Source organism: Natrialbaceae archaeon AArc-T1-2 (genome assembly GCF_030273315.1).
Taxonomy (GTDB): domain Archaea; phylum Halobacteriota; class Halobacteria; order Halobacteriales; family Natrialbaceae; genus Tc-Br11-E2g1.
The window spans coordinates 86,497-102,252 of sequence record NZ_CP127174.1 but is presented as its reverse complement, the minus strand read 5'-3'; the positions used below and the strand labels follow the sequence as shown (position 1 = coordinate 102,252).

The following is a 15,756-nucleotide window of genomic DNA, read 5'->3' as shown; positions in this document are numbered from 1 at the left end:
GTACTCGGTTACGACCCGTCACGTAACCAGTCCCGAGAGGGCTACCTGTGCGTCCCACCAGGTTGCAGTTTGACACCGATGGCAGACGTGTTCGAACGCGGTGAGGTCGCTCACCTCGAGGATAGCCGGATCGATCTGGGGATGCTGGCTGACGTCCTCCAGTGGCACACGTTTCAGGCGGACCTCGCGACAGCCGGTACAACGGGCAGTCCGCGATAGCCAGCAGCCGCGGCCTCGAGTTCGGCGACGAGATCGCGACCATCGCCAGTCATCGGCCGCGACCATCTCCCCGTGCTCGGAAACGTCGACGTCGGGTCGCTCGGTGATGTACTGCTCCGTGGTATCGATCGCGCTGCCAGAGTAGGACCGACGACCCATCATGGCACCGTCCTCCCGTTGGCTACTGCGAGATTGACGGTATTGAAAGTATTCGGAAAATGGCCAAAGCCACAACGGTCGTCGGAGTATCCTGACCCTTGGCTATGGGGTTGTACGGGATGTAGTAGGAGCCGGTGGAGGGATTGTGAACCACGGTCGCAGCGAAGCTGCTCCCTGATTCAAATCCTCCACGGCTTGCTTCGCTCCTCACGTGACGTTCGTCGCAGAAGGCAAGCCGGTGGAGGGATTTGAACCCTCGACCTAATCCTTACGAAGGATTCGCTCTGCCAGTCTGAGCTACACCGGCGCTCACTCACACGTAGGTCCGAAACGCATCATAAGGATTGCGAATCGAGTCGGGCGTGAGAGCCATGCTCGCGCCGCGTCGGTTCTCATACTGTCGGACGAAAATCCTGGCGGATTTTCGCCCGCCAGTATCGAACACGGTGTTTCAGTGTCCGGGCGCTCATCACGGGATAGCAGTCCCGTTCTTCGCGCCCGCTGTTTCGTCGGCTGTCCCGATTGCCGTCTTCTGTCGTTTACGTACTTCTGTCCGACAGTATCAGTCAGCGCTCGAGACAGACGTCCAGACACACGTTCAGTTCGTGAGGTGCGTACGACCGGACCGTCCGGCGGGTCGCGACGGTGACCTCGTACTCGGGTTCGGCCACCGACCGGATCGCGTCCTCGCCGGGGCCGAAGGGATCGTCCTCGTGCTGGATGTCGTAGTAATGCAGGATACAGTCGTCGCCGGCAATCGTCACGGCGGACTCGAGAAAGTCGTCGGCGCTGTGGGGGAGGTTCATCACGATGCGGTCGGCCCAGTCGGCGTAGTCGGGGGCGACGGCACGGACGTCGTCGTTGATCGCGGTCACCCGGTCGGTGACGCCGTTTCGCCGGGCGTTCTCCCGGAGGTACGTGATCGCTGTCTCGTTGACGTCGACGCCGACGCAGTCGGCACCGCGTGTGGCGAAGGGGATCACGAACGGTCCGACGCCGGCGAACATGTCGAAGGCGCGTTCGCCGTCTGCGACCTGTTCGGCGACGCGGTTGCGCTCGGTCGCCAGCCGCGGCGAGAAGTACACCTCGGCGAGGTCGAGCGCGAACTCACAGCCGTACTCGCGGTGGACCGTCTCGGTGTCCTCGCCCGCGAGCAGCTCCCACTCACGCACCCGGGTCTCGCCTTTGACCTTCGAGGCCTTGTTCAGGACCGTCTCGACGGGCAGGTCCGACGCGACGACGGCGTCGGCGAGCTCGCGAGCGCGCTCGGGGTCGTCCTCGTCAAGTAATACCACGTCTCCCAGCCGTTCGTAGGATGGTTCGAACTCGAGTAGATCCGCCGGCGTCGTCTGGGTCTCGCGTTCCGGAACGTCCTTGGAGACGACCTCGAGGTCGTCGGGTACCGCTTCGGGGTCGGTGACGGGAACGTACAGCCAGTCCTCGGCGACGGTGATCTCGAAGTCGTCGGCGATCAGGTCCGCCTCCGCGAGGACCTGCCGCGTGGCTTCACCCTCTTCGGGTGGCACGCGGACACACGGAACTTCCATACCGGAGTTCACGACCAGCCGGCCGTAACGCTGACGCTTCCGTGCCCGGCCCCTGCCAGGAGTATGCACGAACCGGGAAAAACAGGCAAGTAAGAGATAACTATAATTTGTTTGTCTGAAAGTATTATAGGGGAATGTGGTGTGGGACTCGGTGCAATGTCCGACAGTGACAAACCCCACGCAAGTGGTAGCATCTCGCCGGGTGACACGAGCGAGCGAGTTGGCATGGAAGTCCTCCGAGAACGAGGCATCGAACCCGAGGAACTCCGCGAGAAGCTCATCGACGCGATCGGTGCCGAGTTCACCACGTACTACTACTACACGAACCTCCGCATGCACATGGCGGGCAACGAGGACTACAAGGAGATCACCGAGGACGCCCGCCTCGAGGACCGTGCCCACTTCGAACTCGTCGTCCCGCGGGTGTACGAACTGGGTGGTGCACTTCCGAACGACATCCGGGACTTCGCCGACCGGGCCTCGTGTCCGGATGCGGAGGTACCGACACCGATGGACGACGCGGGCGGTTTCGCCACCGGCGAGATGAACGCCGAAGACATCCTCGAGGTGTTGCTCGAGGCCGAACGATGTGCGATCCGGACCTGGTCTGAGATCTGTGACATGACCGCAGACGGGAAGGACCCGCGGACCTACGACATGGCTTCGCGCATCTTACAGGAAGAGATCGAACACGAGGCGTGGTTCGTCGAACTGCTCTCGATGGAACGCGACGGCGAGATTAACCCGGCCGGCCACTTCGTCAGGGGAGAACCAGGCGACGCGCCGCTGTCGACGAACCGGCGGTTCAACGACAGCGCCTGACTGCGCTTCGTCGCCCTTTTCGGCGGGCTTTGCACCGCCAGTTTCCGATGACCGGATGCACCAGGAACCGTTTCAGCAGCTGGTCACACGGCGAGCTCTGCGTACGTAGGACCCCCGATGAGGAGTAAACAAGTCAGGTTGATCTAATACAGAATATTTTTATTAGGTGCATCTATTGGACTATACGATGACGAAAAACGACCGACTGGGATCGGATACCGGGAACGAAAACGGACGTCGACTTCGACGGCGAACCGTCCTGTCGGGTCTCGGGGCGACCGCCGTGGCGGGGCTCGCGGGATGTACGGGCCTGTTGCCCGAGGCCGAGGCGGCGGGAGACCGGGTCGTGATCGACGTGGCCGGCAGGGACGTCGACGTTCCGGACGATCCGGAACGGATCCTCGGTATCGGGGCGGGGACGCTCAGACAACTCGCGTTCATGGGCGCGACCGATCGCGTGGTCGGCGTCGGAAGCATCCGCGAGGAGTCACTGAAGGAACTGCCCTACCTCGTCGCCAACCCCGACCTGGGCGAGTTACCCACCTTCGGCGACCGCGGTGCAGACAGAGACGGCGACGCCGAGCAGATCCTTGAGGTCGAGCCGGACGTGATCTTCCTCAACGGGGACCCCTCGCGTGCGGACGAACTGAGCGAGCAGACGAACACGCCGGTCGTGCTCGTCGACACCGCGAACGTCATGCACGACGACGGCCGCGAGGTGCTCTCTGAGACGTGGCAGACCATCGGCGAGACACTCGAGACGGAAGCCCGTGCCGAGGAACTCGAGACGTTCCTCGAGGACACCGTCGCCGACTTCGAGGAGCGCACTGGCGACATTCCGGACAACGAGCGCGCGGAAGGCTATGCCGCGGCGTTTCGGTTCCGGGGTGCACACGGGCTGTCGACGACCCGTGGTGATACGACGATGTTTCACTACCCGAACGTCGAGAACGCCATCGAAGACGTCGAGCCCCACCAGAACTCCGTCGATCTCAGCCACGAGCGACTGCTCGAGGCCGATCCCGACCGGATCTTCATCGACGTCGCGAGCGTCGACCGGGTGCGCGAGGAGGTCGACGAGAATCCGGAACTCGAGGCCCTTTCGGCAGTCCAGGACGGCGAGGTCTACCCCGTCTTGCAGGTCTACCGTGACATGCGAAACTTTGGGCCGATGATCGCCAACGCCTACTTCGTCGGGAAGACCTCCTACCCCGACCGGTTCGAGGACATCGACCTCGAGAGCCAGGTCGACGACGTCTTCGAGGCGCTGTTCGGCGAGCGAATTTACGGCGATCTGAACGAGCAGTACCCCGATGTCTACCGACCGCTCTTCTGAGCTCTCGACGGCTGCAAGCGTTCGAGCCCATCGGGAGTCGACGCGCCGGAAGATCGCCTTTCTCGTCGGGACGACGGCTCTGCTGGCCGTGCTCTGGGTGGTCGGCGTCGCCGTCGGCTCCGTGACCTACCCGATCCGGGAGGTGGTGGCCGCACTCACTCAACGTGGCCCCGAGACACAGCAACTGGCGATCTGGCACGTCCGGATTCCTCGCGTGCTCGCCGCGACGGTCGCCGGCGGCGGCCTCGGGGTCGCGGGCGCAGCGATGCAGTCGGTGCTGCGAAACCCGCTCGGAGCCCCCTTCACCCTCGGGATCTCACACGCGGCGGCCTTTGGGGCGGCGATCACGATCGCCGTCGGGACGGCCGGCCTCGAGGGAAGCGTGCTCACGGTCTCGGTCCAGACGATCGGCGCGTTCGTCGGCGCGATGACCGCGACCGCCGCGATCCTCCTGCTGGTCACCTACCGGGATGCGACCCCCGAGACGCTGATTCTCACGGGCGTCGCGATCGGCTCGCTGTTCAACGCCGGGCTGGCGACGATCCAGTACTTCGCGACCGACGCTCAGGTCGCCGAGATCGTCTACTGGACCTTCGGCGACGTGAGCCGGGCGGCCTGGGACGAGATCGCCGTCATGATCGTCGTCTTCGTGCTGGGACTTGCGTACTTCGTCTACAACGGCTGGAACTACGACGTCCTCGACGCCGGCACCGAAACCGCCCTGAGCCTCGGCGTCGACGTCGAATCGTTGCGCATCCGGGGGATGATCGTCGCGTCGCTCCTGACGGCGGTGATGATCTCGTTCGTCGGCATCATCGGCTTCGTCGGCCTCGTCGCCCCCCACATCGTCCGGATGACGATCGGCGGCACCGAGCGGTTCCTGCTCCCCGCATCCGCCCTCGTCGGAGCGGCGTTGCTCGTCGCCGCCGACGCCTTCGCCCGGACGATCATCTCGCCGATCGTCCTGCCCGTCGGTATCGTCACCTCGTTTCTGGGCGCACCGCTGTTCCTGTATCTGACCGTCAAGGGGAAACAACACTGGTCATGACACTCGAGATCAGCGACCTCTCGTTCAGCTACGGCGACGTCTCCGTCCTCGAGGGGATCGACCTGACGGTGAACGCGGGAGAAGTCGTCGGGTTGCTCGGCGCGAACGGCTCGGGCAAGAGTACGCTGCTCAAATCGATCCACCGGATCCACGAGCCCGACCGCGGCACGATCGCCATCGACGGACGGGACACGAGAGCGTACAGCCGGACGGAACTGGCACGGGAAGCAAGCTACGTCCCCCAGCACGACGACGGCGCGTTTCCGGCGACCGTCTTCGAGACGGTCTTGCAGGGCCGACGGCCACACGCCGGCTGGTCGCCCGGCGAGCGGGATCGGCGGGCGGTTGCCGACGTCCTCGAGCGCCTCGAGCTCGAGCAGTTCGCCACCCGGCGGATGAGCGATTTGAGCGGTGGCCAACAGCAGAAAGTCCGATTTGGCCGTGCGCTGGTCGGCGATCCGTCGGTGATGGTGCTCGACGAGCCCACGAGCGCACTCGATCTGAACCACCAGCTCGAGGTGATGGATCTCGTCGCGACCCAGGTCCGCGAGCGGGACGTCGCCGTCATCGCGGCCTTGCACGACCTGAATCTCGCGAGCCAGTACTGTGACCGGGTCGCGTTGCTCCACGACGGCGAGATCCACGCCGTCGGCCGGCCGGACGTGTTGACGCCCGAGACGGTCCGAACCGTCTACGGCGCTGACGTCACGGTGGTCGAGCACGAGGGCCGGCGGTTTCTCGTCCCGGACGTCGACTCGCGGTGACTCGAAACGTTATAACACACACTCCCACTAGGGCCGCTATGCTCACCTTCATCGGCCTCGGACTCTACGACGAGCGGTCGATCACCGTCGAGGGCCAGGAGGCACTCCGGGACGCCGACCGGGTCTTCGCCGAGTTCTACACCAGCAAACTCGTCGGTGCGACGCTCGAGGACCTCGAGTCCCACCACGACCTCGAGATCGAGGTTCGGGACCGTGCCGGCGTCGAACAGGAACCCGACGAGATGCTCGAGGCAGCCGAAACCGAAGACGTCGCATTCCTCACCGCGGGCGACACCATGATCTCGACGACCCACGTCGACCTGCGCCTGCGAGCGCACGACCGGGGCATCGAGACGCGGGTGATCCACGGCGTCACGGCCCAGACGGCCGCGAGTTCGCTGACCGGCCTCCAGAACTACCGCTTCGGCACGGCGACGACCCTCCCCTTTCCCTACGCCCACGGCGCTGACGGCCTGCCGGCGAGCGTCACCGAGACGATCGACGACAACCGCGAGCGGGGTCTGCACACGGTCGTCTACCTCGACATCAAGGTTGGATACGATCCAACCAGCAGTCAGAACGCGTCGCGTTCTGACGACAAAGTGGGTCACGAGCGCACCGACGAGGACGAGTACATGACTGCCGACGTCGGTGCAGAGCTACTCGCCGAGGCCTACCCCGACCTCGTCGGCGTCGTCGTCGCCCGCGCGGGCAGCCCCGAGCCGGTGGTCGAGGCTGCGCCGATGACCGAGCTGGCCGAGCGGGAGTTCGGCGATCCGCTGCACCTGCTCGTCGTCCCCGGGGAATGTCACCTCTTAGAGGCCGACGCGCTCGTCGAACTCGCGGGTGCGGATCGGGGCGCGCTCGATATCGCCTGAAACGGCTGGTTTCGGGATCTGACTATCCCTCGAGCGTATTTACGACCAGTTACCGTAGGTGGCCCGCCGCCAGAGCCACTCGACGGGACCGTACTCGAACCGTTTGAGCCAGAGTACCGAAAGTATCGCTTGCAGTACCCAGATGCCGAAAACGATAGCAAGCTGTTCGACGCGCGTAACGTGGCCAAAGAGGCCGAGTCCGTAGCCATAAAAGATGGTCGTGGCAACGACCGTCTGAAAGAGGTAGTTGCTGAGTGCCGTCCGTCCGACTGCGGCGCAGGCCGACTGGACGATACCGCCAGTGCCGCGTGCACACAGCACCACCACGAGACTGGCATATGCAGGTGCAACGAACAGTGCGGCGATGTTGTTCAACCCCCACGAGAGGATGCCCGCCCCGCCGCTCCAGTCGTAGGCAAAGGCTGTCCAGACGCCGGCGAGAACGATCAGAAAGCCGACGGCCCACCCCCCGAGAATCACTGTCCAGTAGGATCTGTTCGACCAGTCGTTGGTCAACAGCCCCGATTTGTAAAAGGCCATCCCCCAGAGAATGAAGCCGCCGTATCGCCAGCCCGAGCCTGCGATAAACTCGGTCGTGTGGGCATTCCATGCGGCCTCGGCACGCTCGGAAAATCCGTCGCTCCAACTGCCGCGGTAGGCATCGAGTTCCGCCTGGATAGCGGCCTCGGAGGCGACCCAGCCGTCGGGCGTCCCAGAGAGCCCGATACTGAACGCATGAATGAGCGTCAGTGTGGTCGGGATAGCAATCAATACGGTCCCGAGAGTGAACAGTCGCCGCGGTGGCGCTCGCCAGAAGAAGACAACCCAGAGCCCACACAGCGCGTAGATGACCAGTATGTCGCCATCCCAGAGCAGGTAGGCATGCGCGAGCCCGATAAGTAATAACACCAGTATTCGGCGGTAATACAGCAGGTATCCCGAGTACGGCTGGTCCTCTTTCGATTCGAGAAAGAGGACGATACCAGCGCCGAACATAATCGAAAACAGCGCGATAAATTTCTGCTCGACGAGAACGTGGCTGGCAAGCCAGATGAGTAGTTCGACACCTGCAAATTCACCATACTGCGTCGGATTTATCCGCACGGGACTCGGCATCGAAAATGACTGTATGTTGATAACAAGGATCCCAAAGATGGCAACGCCACGGAGGATATCCAAACTAACGATCCGCTCGTCCGGTGCGGTCGGTCCAGCATTAGCCGAACCGTCGGGAGGTGCCTGTTGGGACTCGTTGGTTGTCGTCTGTACACGCTCTACCGCTGCGTTCGTCACGACTCAGTACTGCAGCCACCAGGAAATAAAACCGTCCGTTCATCCGCTCACTCGAGCACGCCCTCGAGTTCCCCCAGAAACTCGCCCGGCATCTCGAGGTGGGGCGTGTGTCCGACCTTGCTGAAGACGACCTCCGCGAACTCGCCACCGGCGTCTGCGTAGGCCTCGAGGACGGCGCGGGTCTGGTCGACCATCGGCTGTGGCGGGAAGACGTCCTCGCCGGGCCAGTCGGGAATCTGTCCCAGTCGACCGAGCGCCTCGAGGTCGAACAGCGACTCGTTGGAGACGAGCTGGTCGGAGTCGCCGCGGATCCATAGCACGGGCGGTTTCTCCGCTGGATCGATCTCGACGATTCCCGAGAGATCGCAGTACTTCGGCGAGATGGCGTTGTTCACGCCCGTCTCGCCGGGGGCGACGCCCGGCCAGTTCTCGCTCTTCTGGGCCGATCCGGGATAGTTCTCCTGGCCGGTGGCCGTATCGAGCATCCCCGTCAGGTACGACTCCTCGCGTTCCTCGTCGAAGGTGTGGGTCGGATCGACGTAGTAGGTCCGGAGGATCTTCCGTGGGCCGGCCTCTCCACCCTCGCTACGGTCGCGTTCGGCGAGTGCCGTCACGAACTCGTCGTTGCCGACCCCGCCGCCGGAGCCGGCGTAGTCGTCGAAACACGGCGTCCCCTCGAGGTCTTTCGTCCCGCCGAAGCCGTACGGCGAGAGCGGGTTGACGAGCACGAGCGACGCGACGAGTTCGGGACCATCGAGCGTGTACTGCATCGCGACCCCGCCACCGTTCGACCAGCCGACCAGCGTCAGCGGCGTCTCGAGGTCGAGTTCGGCCAGCAGGGCCTCGAGGTCGGCAGTAAAGTCACCCAGTCTGTTCGTCGCGTCGACGGGCTTCGTCTCGCTGTCGCCGTATCCGCGAAAGTCTGGTGCGACCGCGTACTGGCTCGCCGGCAGGTCGGCCATCACGTCTTCGAAGAATCGAGAGGAAGAGACGTTGCTGTGGAGGAAGACGATCGGGTCGCCGTCGGCGTCGGGATCGCCCGACTCGAGGAGGTGGGTCTCGAGGCGACCGGTCTCGATCGTGCGCGATCGACGCCGGCGAGGGTGTCGGCTCGAGGCATGGCCGGCGATACCACGGCACCCGTGATAACGTTCGGCCCGCCGGAACCCCTACAGGCGGTCGACGATCGCTTCCGTCACGTCCTCGGTCGAGGCGTCGCCACCCAGGTCGGGCGTGCGTGGCCCCTCCTCGAGGGTGGCCTCGACGGCCTTGCGGATGGCCGCGCCCTCCTCGTGGTAGCCGAGGTACTCGACGAGCATGGCCGCCGAGATGATCGTCGCGGCCGGGTTGGCGACGCCCTCGCCGGCGATATCGGGTGCGGTGCCGTGGACGGGTTCGAACAGCGCGCGGTCGTGGCCGACGTTGGCGCTGGGCAGCAGGCCGAGGCCGCCGACAAGCCCTGCGGCGAGATCCGAGAGCACGTCGCCCGCGAGGTTCGGACAGACGACGACGTCGAACTGCTCGGGGTCGAGACAGACGTGGGTCGCGAAGGCGTCCATCAGCACCTCGTCGGTCTCGACGCCGTTCTCGTCGGCGACTTCCGCGACGGTGTCCCGGAAGAGGCCGTCGGTCTCCTGCATGACGTTTGCCTTGTGGACGGTCGTGAACCCGTCGTGGCCGTTGTCCTCGACGTACTCGCAGGCAAACTCCGCGAGTTCTCTCGAGGCCGACTCGGTGACGACGCGAGTCAGCGTCGCGACGTCGTCGGTGAGCCGGTCCTCGTGGCCCGCGTAGACGCCCTCGGTGTTCTCCCGGAGAAAGACGAGGTCGGTCTCGGGACGTAAGGCCTCGACGCCTGGGTAGGCTTTCGCGGGACGGACGTTGACGAACGAGTCGACGGCCTCCCGCAGCGGGAGGATGACGTCCGCCGCCGTCTCGCCGACCGCACCGAACAGGGTGGCGTCGCTCGAGGCCGCGAGTTCGTAGGTCTCCTCGGGAAGCGGCTCGCCCGTCTCCGCTTTCACGGCGTCGCCGGCCTCGGCCTCGACGAACTCGAACTCGATCTCGAGGGACTCGAGAACGTCGATCGCCGCAGGCGTTACTTCCCGTCCGATGCCGTCGCCCGGAATGACGGTGATCTCGTGAGTCATGCCACAACATCTCCGTCGGGCCGAAAAGAGGGTATCGATACCTGTTTCGATCCCGTGAAAGGTTTATACCCGACGTCGGTGGAGTCCGTGCCTGGGGTACTGTCCCCGGTTTCCGATGAGCATGGAGCGAAATCCGTTCAAGAACCTCGAAGAACAGTTCGAACAGATCCAACGCCAGTTCGAGGAAGCGATACGAATGTGGAACGGCGAACAGTTCGAGATGCCACGAATCACCTCGATGTCGGAGATGAGGATGGGGATCGACCTGGCCGATCGTGGCGACGAGTTCGTCCTGACGGCCGACGTTCCGGGATTCGAGAAAGACGACATCGAGCTTCGCCTCGCGGACGACACGTTACACATCGTCGCGACACGGGAGGAAGAGAAAGAGCACGAAGAGCGCGACGAACTCTACCTCAAGACCGAGCGCGCCCGACGGAGCATGCAGCGCTCGATCGACCTCCCGGAGCCGGTCGACGAGGACGCCGCCGAAGCGACGTGCAAGAACGGCGTCCTGACGATTACCTTGCCCAAGACCGAGCCGGGCGAACTCGATGGCGAGACGATCGAGGTCAAAACGTAGCGTCTTCGGTGTCCGAAATCGAATCGGCTCGTCGTCGACGAAGACGGCTCTCCGAAGTCGATCGGTCCTCGAAATCGTCCTGCCGTCAGTGACCGGTTCAGTCTCGACGGCCGTCCGGGACGGACCCGGACGATCCAGTCACCGTCCGAAGCCAGCTCGTCACCATCTCGGGTATCGACCGATCGCGTTCTCGTTCGACGAGCACGACCGTCGCGTCGACATCGTCGACGAGTCCCCACACCGTCGACCGCCTCACCGCTCGCCACAGCACGCCCTCGCCCGTCGCGCCCAGTATCACGAGCGTCGCGTCCCGGCTCCGGCGTTCGATGGCCGACGGCGGATCCTCGGAGACGACCACCTCCTGGGTCGCGTCCTCGAGGCCGTGCTCGAGTGCCCACTCCGAGAGGAACTGCCCGCCCGTCGACCGATCGTCGGCGACGTGGAGGAGGTGGAGCTCCGATCCGTACGCGTCCCGAAGCTCCCTGGCGAGTTTGGCACCGACCGCCGCGTCGGATTCGCCGCCCGTCGGCAGGAGGATTCGTGACGGATCGAACTCCTTGCCCGCGACCACGACGAAGTCACAGGGGAAGTCGCGAGTCAGCCGGCGCAATCCCCGTCGCGTTCGGCTCGTCGACCACTGCGTGTCGTCCTCCCAGCCGACGACGGCGGCGTCGGCGTCGTACGTCTCGGCGGCCCTGAAGATGCTGTCGAACCCCTGTCGAGTCAGGAGCGTATGCGTCTCGAGGCGAACGCCGTGGGCGTCGGTGATCTCGCGGACCGGATCGAACGTCGCCTCGTCGGCGGACTCGATCCGGTCCAGTTCCCGCAGGTCGGCGGTGATCGGCAGCTGGTCGGGCACCTGCTGGACGTGAACCGCGATAACGACGCCGTCGTGGCGGCTGGCCCTGGTCGCCGCGAACTCGAGGACCGCGCGTCGATCCTCGAGGTCCGAGAACGGGACCAGCACGCGGTACTCCGGGAGGTTGGGCTCGACGGCCTTGATCGTCGAGACGAGCGCGTCGGGCAGCTCCTCCTCGTGTTCGACGGCGTACTCCTCGAAGACGCCCTCCTTTCTCGTGTGCTGTTTGGCGTACAGGAAGTACCACGCGACGCCGACCGCGACGAAGAGCACGCTGAGTGCGATCTCGGTCACGGCCATGAACCCGATCAGCCCGAACGAGCACACGGCCCCAAGTACCGGAACGTAGGGATACAGCGGCGTCGTGAAGCCGGGGTCGTAGTCGGGGTGGTCCGTCTCGCGGTAGACGATCAACGCGACGTTCAACAGCCCGTACACGATGAGATGGAGGATGCTCCCGGCCTTCGCCAGCACCTCGACGTCGCCGACGAGAACGAACCCGAAAATGAGCGCGCCGGTGAGCGCGATCGATCGGTACGGCGTGTCGAACGTCGGGTGGACGTCCTGGAGTCGGTCGCTGACGATGCGGTCCCGTCCCATCGCGTAGTTGATCCGAGAGGAGGCAAGGATCGACGCGTTCGCCGACGACGCGGTCGCGAGCAGGCCGGCGAACGTGAGTAACGCGAGCCCCGGCCAGCCGAGCATGAGCTGTGCTACCCTCGCGACGGCCACGTCGCCGAAGTCGACGGCGACGCGGTAGTCGACGACCCCGGCCACGACGATCATGACGACAGCGTACAACGCGGTGACGACGAGGAGACTGCCGAGGACCGCGAGTGGCAGGTTCCGGTCGGGGTTCACCAACTCCTCGGCGGCGGTGTTGATCTCGGCGAACCCGAGATACGTGACGAAGATGAGCCCTGCAGCGGGGAGAACGGCGCTCCAGCCGCCGGTTTCCGGTGGGGCGAACGGTCGAAGCGTTTCAACGTCGACCCGACCGATACCGACCGCGACGAAGACGAGCAGAATGCCGACGAGCACGCTCACGATCGCAGTCTGGAGAACCCCCGTCTCTTTCGTACCGTAATAATTCACCCCGACGAACGCCGCGCCGGCCAGCAGTGCCGATACCTGTCTCGGTTCCAGCACATACACCACGAGGTCGACTGCCGGGACCGGAAGCGCGAGCGCCGTGTAGCTACCGAACCCGATGAGATAGAACGCGGTCGCCGCCGCGAGCCCGACCCAGTTCCCGAGTCCCGCGACCGTTCCGAACAGCGGCCCGAGGGCGTCGTCGATGTAGTAGTAGGCACCGCCCGCCTTCGGCATGGCAGTCCCGAGTTCGCTGATCGACAGCGCGGTAAACAGCGCCACGACCCCACCGACGACGAACGCCACGGCCGCGGCTGGTCCGGCGGTCGCAAGCGCCGGTGCGGGAAGGACGAAGATGCCCGCACCGATCATCGTCCCGATTCCGATCGTGAGCGCACCGGGCAACCCGAGCTCCTTCGGCAGTGACCGTTCACCCCCCATACGATACCTGCTCGAGACGGTAGGCAAGGCTTATTTTGACGAGCCAGTTCGGCACTGCTCTTTGCCCTCCGGTCGGCAAGGTGTAGCTGTCGAAACGAACACTATTCGTAGACAAAAGCCATTCCCGGCGCGGTCACGACATTCGTCCAAAAAATAAAATGCACTCGAGTGTGTCTCGCTCGGAACGAAACCGGGAACGGGTCGTTACTCGGCCTCGGGAATCGCGTCGTCGTCGACGTAGGGCAACTCCTCGGCCTTTTTGCGGACCTCGCTGGCATTTGCCTTCATCAGCGCGGTCGTATCCCAGACGCCCTCGACCAAGGCCTTACGCTGGGCGTCGTCGACGGTGACGTCGACGGCCGTATCGCCGTAGGTGACCGTCTCGGCCTCGACGTCGATCTCGATCTCGCCGTCGGGGTTGTCCTCGACCCACGCTTGCAGGTCGGTGATCGTCTCCTCGTCTGCCTCGACGGTCGGGATGCCGAGTGCGAGACAGTTGCCCGCGAAGATCTCGGCGAAACTCTCGCCGATCAGGGCGTCGATTCCCCAGCGCATCAGCGCCTGGGGTGCGTGCTCACGGGAGGAGCCACAGCCGAAGTTGGCGTTGACCACCATCACCGAGGCGTCCTGATGCTCGGGCTCGTTCATCGGGTGGTCTTTTTGCTCGTCGTCGTCGGTAAAGCGCTGGTCGAAGAAGGCAAACTGCCCGAGGCCGTCGAAAGTGACGACCTTCATGAACCGGGCCGGGATGATCTGGTCCGTGTCGATGTCGTTGCCACGGATCGCGACGCCCGTGCCCGATACCTCCTCGACGCTTGGAATCTCGACCTCGTCGCTCATTGCAGGCTCACCTCTTTCATCTCGCGGACGTCAGTGACCTCGCCGTTGACCGCCGCCGCGGCGACCATCCGCGGGTTCATCAGGACGGTACGGCCGTCCTTGCTCCCCTGGCGGCCGACGAAGTTCCGGTTCGAGGACGACGCCGAGGCCTCGTCGCCCTCGAGCTGATCCTCGTTCATGCCCAGACACATCGAACAGCCCGCACCGCGCCACTCGAAGCCGGCTTCTGTGAAGACCTCGTCTAAGCCTTCCTCTTCAGCGGCGGCTTTGACGCGCTGGCTGCCGGGGACGACCATCGCGCGAACGTCGGGGTCGACCTCCCGACCCTTGACGATTCGGGCGGCCCGCCGGAGGTCGGGCAGGCGTGCGTTCGTACACGAACCCAGGAAGGCGACGTCGATGGGATAGCCCGCCATCGTCTCGCCGGGCTCGACGCCCATGTGTTCTTGGGCACGTTCGGCCGTCGCCTGCTTGTCCGCGGGCAGCGCCTCGGGTGCCGGGATCGGTTCGGTGACGCCGACGCCCTGGCCCGGGGTCGTCCCCCAGGTGACGACGGGCTCGAGTTCGTTCGCGTCGATGGTGACGACGTCGTCGTATTCTGCCGTCTCGTCGCTCGCGATCGACTCCCAGTAGGGTTTGAGCTCCTCGAATTTCTCGGGGTTTTCCTGGAAGTAATCGGTCTCTTTCAGCCACCCGTAGGTGGTCTCGTCGGGGTTGACGTAGCCCGCGCGAGCGCCACCCTCGATCGACATGTTACAGATCGACATCCGCCCTTCCATGTCCAGGTTCTCGATGGCGGAGCCGGCGTACTCGTAGACGTAGCCGACGCCACCTTCGGTACCGAGACGGCGGATGACCTCGAGGATGACGTCTTTGGCTTCGACGGCCTCCGGCAGTTCGCCGTCGACCTGGATCTTGCGGACCTGCTGTTTTTCCATCGCGACGGTGCCGGTCGCGAGCACGTCCCGGATCTGGGAGGTGCCGATGCCGAAGGCGAGCGCACCGAAGGCACCGTGGGTCGAGGTGTGGGAGTCCCCACAGACGATCGTCATCCCCGGCTGGGTCAGCCCCTGTTCGGGTCCGATGACGTGGACGATGCCCTGATCGCCCGTCTCAGGGTGCGAGAAGTCGATGCCCGCCTCGGTGACGTTCTCCTCGAGTTCGGCCATCATCTCCTCTGCGGCGTCGTCGCTGTAGGGCCGTTCCTTGCTCGAGGTCGGCACGATGTGATCGACCGTCGCGTGGGTGAGTTCGGGGTAGGCGACCTCGAGGTCGCGTTCCTGGAGCATTCCGAACGCCTGCGGGCTCGTGACCTCGTGGATGAGATGGAGGCCGACGAACAGTTGATCCTGTCCGGTCGGCAGCGTGGTCACCGTGTGTCGATCCCAGACCTTGTCGTACAGTGTCCGCTCGCTCATTCCTCGTCCTCTACGTCTACGGGTACGTTTCGGCCACGCTCGAAGACGCGATTTGCGCCCTCGGAATCGTTCGGCGGCGTGTGGCTGACGTCGCTCATCGTCTGCTCGTCGGCAGGGGCCGCATTCGCGTTCGCGTCTGCGCGTCCGCCGTCGGCAGCGACGGTCGGACCGCGGCTGAACATCTGGCCCAGCGTTTCGCCTGTGTAAGGGTTGGTGTGGCTGATCTCTCTCATCGGCTGTCGGTCCGATTCCGCCGTATCCGCTGTCGTTCGTGCCGTCGGATCTGTCGCGTCGTTTCCGGTCATGT

The 15,756-nt window shown here is 64.6% G+C and carries 14 protein-coding genes, 1 tRNA gene and 1 pseudogene; 7 read left to right on the top strand and 9 right to left on the bottom strand.

Translation table 11 applies throughout. The features are described 5' to 3' along the window. Window positions 1-78: 78 nt before the first annotated feature. The gene (locus QQ977_RS00470) at window positions 79-219 is read left to right on the top strand and encodes a hypothetical protein (RefSeq protein ID WP_285926878.1); all 141 of its coding nucleotides are present in this window, start codon (window positions 79-81) and stop codon (window positions 217-219) included. A 392-nt stretch (window positions 220-611) separates the two neighbouring features. Here the strand turns inward: QQ977_RS00470 and QQ977_RS00465 are convergent. Next, window positions 612-685 (bottom strand) — tRNA-Thr (locus tag QQ977_RS00465). A gap of 259 nt (window positions 686-944) precedes the next feature. Further along, window positions 945-1,925 (bottom strand): class I SAM-dependent methyltransferase, encoded by a 981-nt coding sequence (locus QQ977_RS00460; protein ID WP_285926877.1) that lies wholly within the window; start codon window positions 1,923-1,925, stop codon window positions 945-947. A gap of 156 nt (window positions 1,926-2,081) precedes the next feature. Here QQ977_RS00460 and dps point away from each other — a divergent pair, with 156 nt between their 5' ends. From dps to dph5, 5 genes are all read left to right on the top strand, one after another. Beyond that, window positions 2,082-2,747, top strand: a complete 666-nt coding sequence (gene dps / locus QQ977_RS00455) for a DNA protection during starvation protein (protein WP_285926876.1) — start codon at window positions 2,082-2,084, stop codon at window positions 2,745-2,747. A gap of 187 nt (window positions 2,748-2,934) precedes the next feature. Next, window positions 2,935-4,083 carry an ABC transporter substrate-binding protein gene (locus tag QQ977_RS00450; protein WP_285926875.1) on the top strand — a complete coding sequence of 383 codons (1,149 nt, stop codon included), beginning with the start codon at window positions 2,935-2,937 and terminating at the stop codon, window positions 4,081-4,083. Next, window positions 4,061-5,131, top strand: coding sequence for a FecCD family ABC transporter permease (locus QQ977_RS00445; protein WP_285926874.1), 1,071 nt, complete (start codon window positions 4,061-4,063; stop codon window positions 5,129-5,131). The genes QQ977_RS00450 and QQ977_RS00445 overlap by 23 nt, the downstream gene beginning before the upstream one ends. Next, a complete protein-coding gene (locus QQ977_RS00440; RefSeq protein ID WP_285926873.1) occupies window positions 5,128-5,895 on the top strand; it encodes an ABC transporter ATP-binding protein in 768 nt (255 codons plus the stop codon). Before QQ977_RS00445 ends, QQ977_RS00440 begins: the two co-directional genes overlap by 4 nt. Window positions 5,896-5,933: 38 nt before the next feature. Then, window positions 5,934-6,773 carry a diphthine synthase gene (dph5, locus tag QQ977_RS00435; RefSeq protein WP_285926872.1) on the top strand — a complete coding sequence of 280 codons (840 nt, stop codon included), beginning with the start codon at window positions 5,934-5,936 and terminating at the stop codon, window positions 6,771-6,773. A 39-nt stretch (window positions 6,774-6,812) separates the two neighbouring features. Here dph5 and QQ977_RS00430 read toward each other — a convergent pair whose 3' ends face one another. The 3 genes and pseudogenes from QQ977_RS00430 to QQ977_RS00420 form a co-directional block, all read right to left on the bottom strand. Next, window positions 6,813-8,066, bottom strand: a complete 1,254-nt coding sequence (locus QQ977_RS00430; protein ID WP_285926870.1) for a DUF418 domain-containing protein — start codon at window positions 8,064-8,066, stop codon at window positions 6,813-6,815. Window positions 8,067-8,113: 47 nt separating this feature from the next. Continuing rightward, a pseudogene (locus tag QQ977_RS00425) lies at window positions 8,114-9,186 on the bottom strand (alpha/beta fold hydrolase). A gap of 49 nt (window positions 9,187-9,235) precedes the next feature. Further along, window positions 9,236-10,216, bottom strand: coding sequence for an isocitrate/isopropylmalate dehydrogenase family protein (locus QQ977_RS00420; protein WP_285926869.1), 981 nt, complete (start codon window positions 10,214-10,216; stop codon window positions 9,236-9,238). Window positions 10,217-10,331: 115 nt separating this feature from the next. Here QQ977_RS00420 and QQ977_RS00415 point away from each other — a divergent pair, with 115 nt between their 5' ends. Continuing rightward, window positions 10,332-10,799, top strand: a complete 468-nt coding sequence (locus QQ977_RS00415) for an Hsp20/alpha crystallin family protein (RefSeq protein ID WP_285926867.1) — start codon at window positions 10,332-10,334, stop codon at window positions 10,797-10,799. A gap of 97 nt (window positions 10,800-10,896) precedes the next feature. Here QQ977_RS00415 and QQ977_RS00410 read toward each other — a convergent pair whose 3' ends face one another. From QQ977_RS00410 to QQ977_RS00395, 4 genes are all read right to left on the bottom strand, one after another. After that, entirely contained in the window at window positions 10,897-13,191 is a 2,295-nt protein-coding gene (locus QQ977_RS00410; RefSeq protein ID WP_285926864.1) for an amino acid transporter, read from the bottom strand. A gap of 204 nt (window positions 13,192-13,395) precedes the next feature. Beyond that, window positions 13,396-14,031, bottom strand: a complete 636-nt coding sequence (gene leuD / locus QQ977_RS00405) for a 3-isopropylmalate dehydratase small subunit (protein WP_285926863.1) — start codon at window positions 14,029-14,031, stop codon at window positions 13,396-13,398. Continuing rightward, window positions 14,028-15,449 (bottom strand): 3-isopropylmalate dehydratase large subunit, encoded by a 1,422-nt coding sequence (leuC, locus tag QQ977_RS00400; protein ID WP_285926862.1) that lies wholly within the window; start codon window positions 15,447-15,449, stop codon window positions 14,028-14,030. Before leuC ends, leuD begins: the two co-directional genes overlap by 4 nt. Continuing rightward, a complete protein-coding gene (locus QQ977_RS00395; protein WP_430540837.1) occupies window positions 15,446-15,754 on the bottom strand; it encodes a hypothetical protein in 309 nt (102 codons plus the stop codon). The genes leuC and QQ977_RS00395 overlap by 4 nt, the downstream gene beginning before the upstream one ends. Between the last annotated feature and the right edge of the window lie 2 nt (window positions 15,755-15,756).

Bases quoted from the DNA above. Each gene is read 5' to 3' on its own strand.
- QQ977_RS00395 (WP_430540837.1), bottom strand. From the start codon at position 15,754: ATGACCGGAAACGACGCGACAGATCCGACGGCACGAACGACAGCGGAT.
- QQ977_RS00415 (WP_285926867.1), top strand. From the start codon at position 10,332: ATGAGCATGGAGCGAAATCCGTTCAAGAACCTCGAAGAACAGTTCGAA.
- QQ977_RS00445 (WP_285926874.1), top strand. From the start codon at position 4,061: ATGTCTACCGACCGCTCTTCTGAGCTCTCGACGGCTGCAAGCGTTCGA.
- leuC (WP_285926862.1), bottom strand. From the start codon at position 15,449: ATGAGCGAGCGGACACTGTACGACAAGGTCTGGGATCGACACACGGTG.
- dph5 (WP_285926872.1), top strand. From the start codon at position 5,934: ATGCTCACCTTCATCGGCCTCGGACTCTACGACGAGCGGTCGATCACC.
- QQ977_RS00470 (WP_285926878.1), top strand. From the start codon at position 79: ATGGCAGACGTGTTCGAACGCGGTGAGGTCGCTCACCTCGAGGATAGC.
- dps (WP_285926876.1), top strand. From the start codon at position 2,082: ATGTCCGACAGTGACAAACCCCACGCAAGTGGTAGCATCTCGCCGGGT.
- QQ977_RS00420 (WP_285926869.1), bottom strand. From the start codon at position 10,216: ATGACTCACGAGATCACCGTCATTCCGGGCGACGGCATCGGACGGGAA.
- QQ977_RS00410 (WP_285926864.1), bottom strand. From the start codon at position 13,191: ATGGGGGGTGAACGGTCACTGCCGAAGGAGCTCGGGTTGCCCGGTGCG.
- leuD (WP_285926863.1), bottom strand. From the start codon at position 14,031: ATGAGCGACGAGGTCGAGATTCCAAGCGTCGAGGAGGTATCGGGCACG.
- QQ977_RS00450 (WP_285926875.1), top strand. From the start codon at position 2,935: ATGACGAAAAACGACCGACTGGGATCGGATACCGGGAACGAAAACGGA.
- QQ977_RS00440 (WP_285926873.1), top strand. From the start codon at position 5,128: ATGACACTCGAGATCAGCGACCTCTCGTTCAGCTACGGCGACGTCTCC.
- QQ977_RS00460 (WP_285926877.1), bottom strand. From the start codon at position 1,925: ATGGAAGTTCCGTGTGTCCGCGTGCCACCCGAAGAGGGTGAAGCCACG.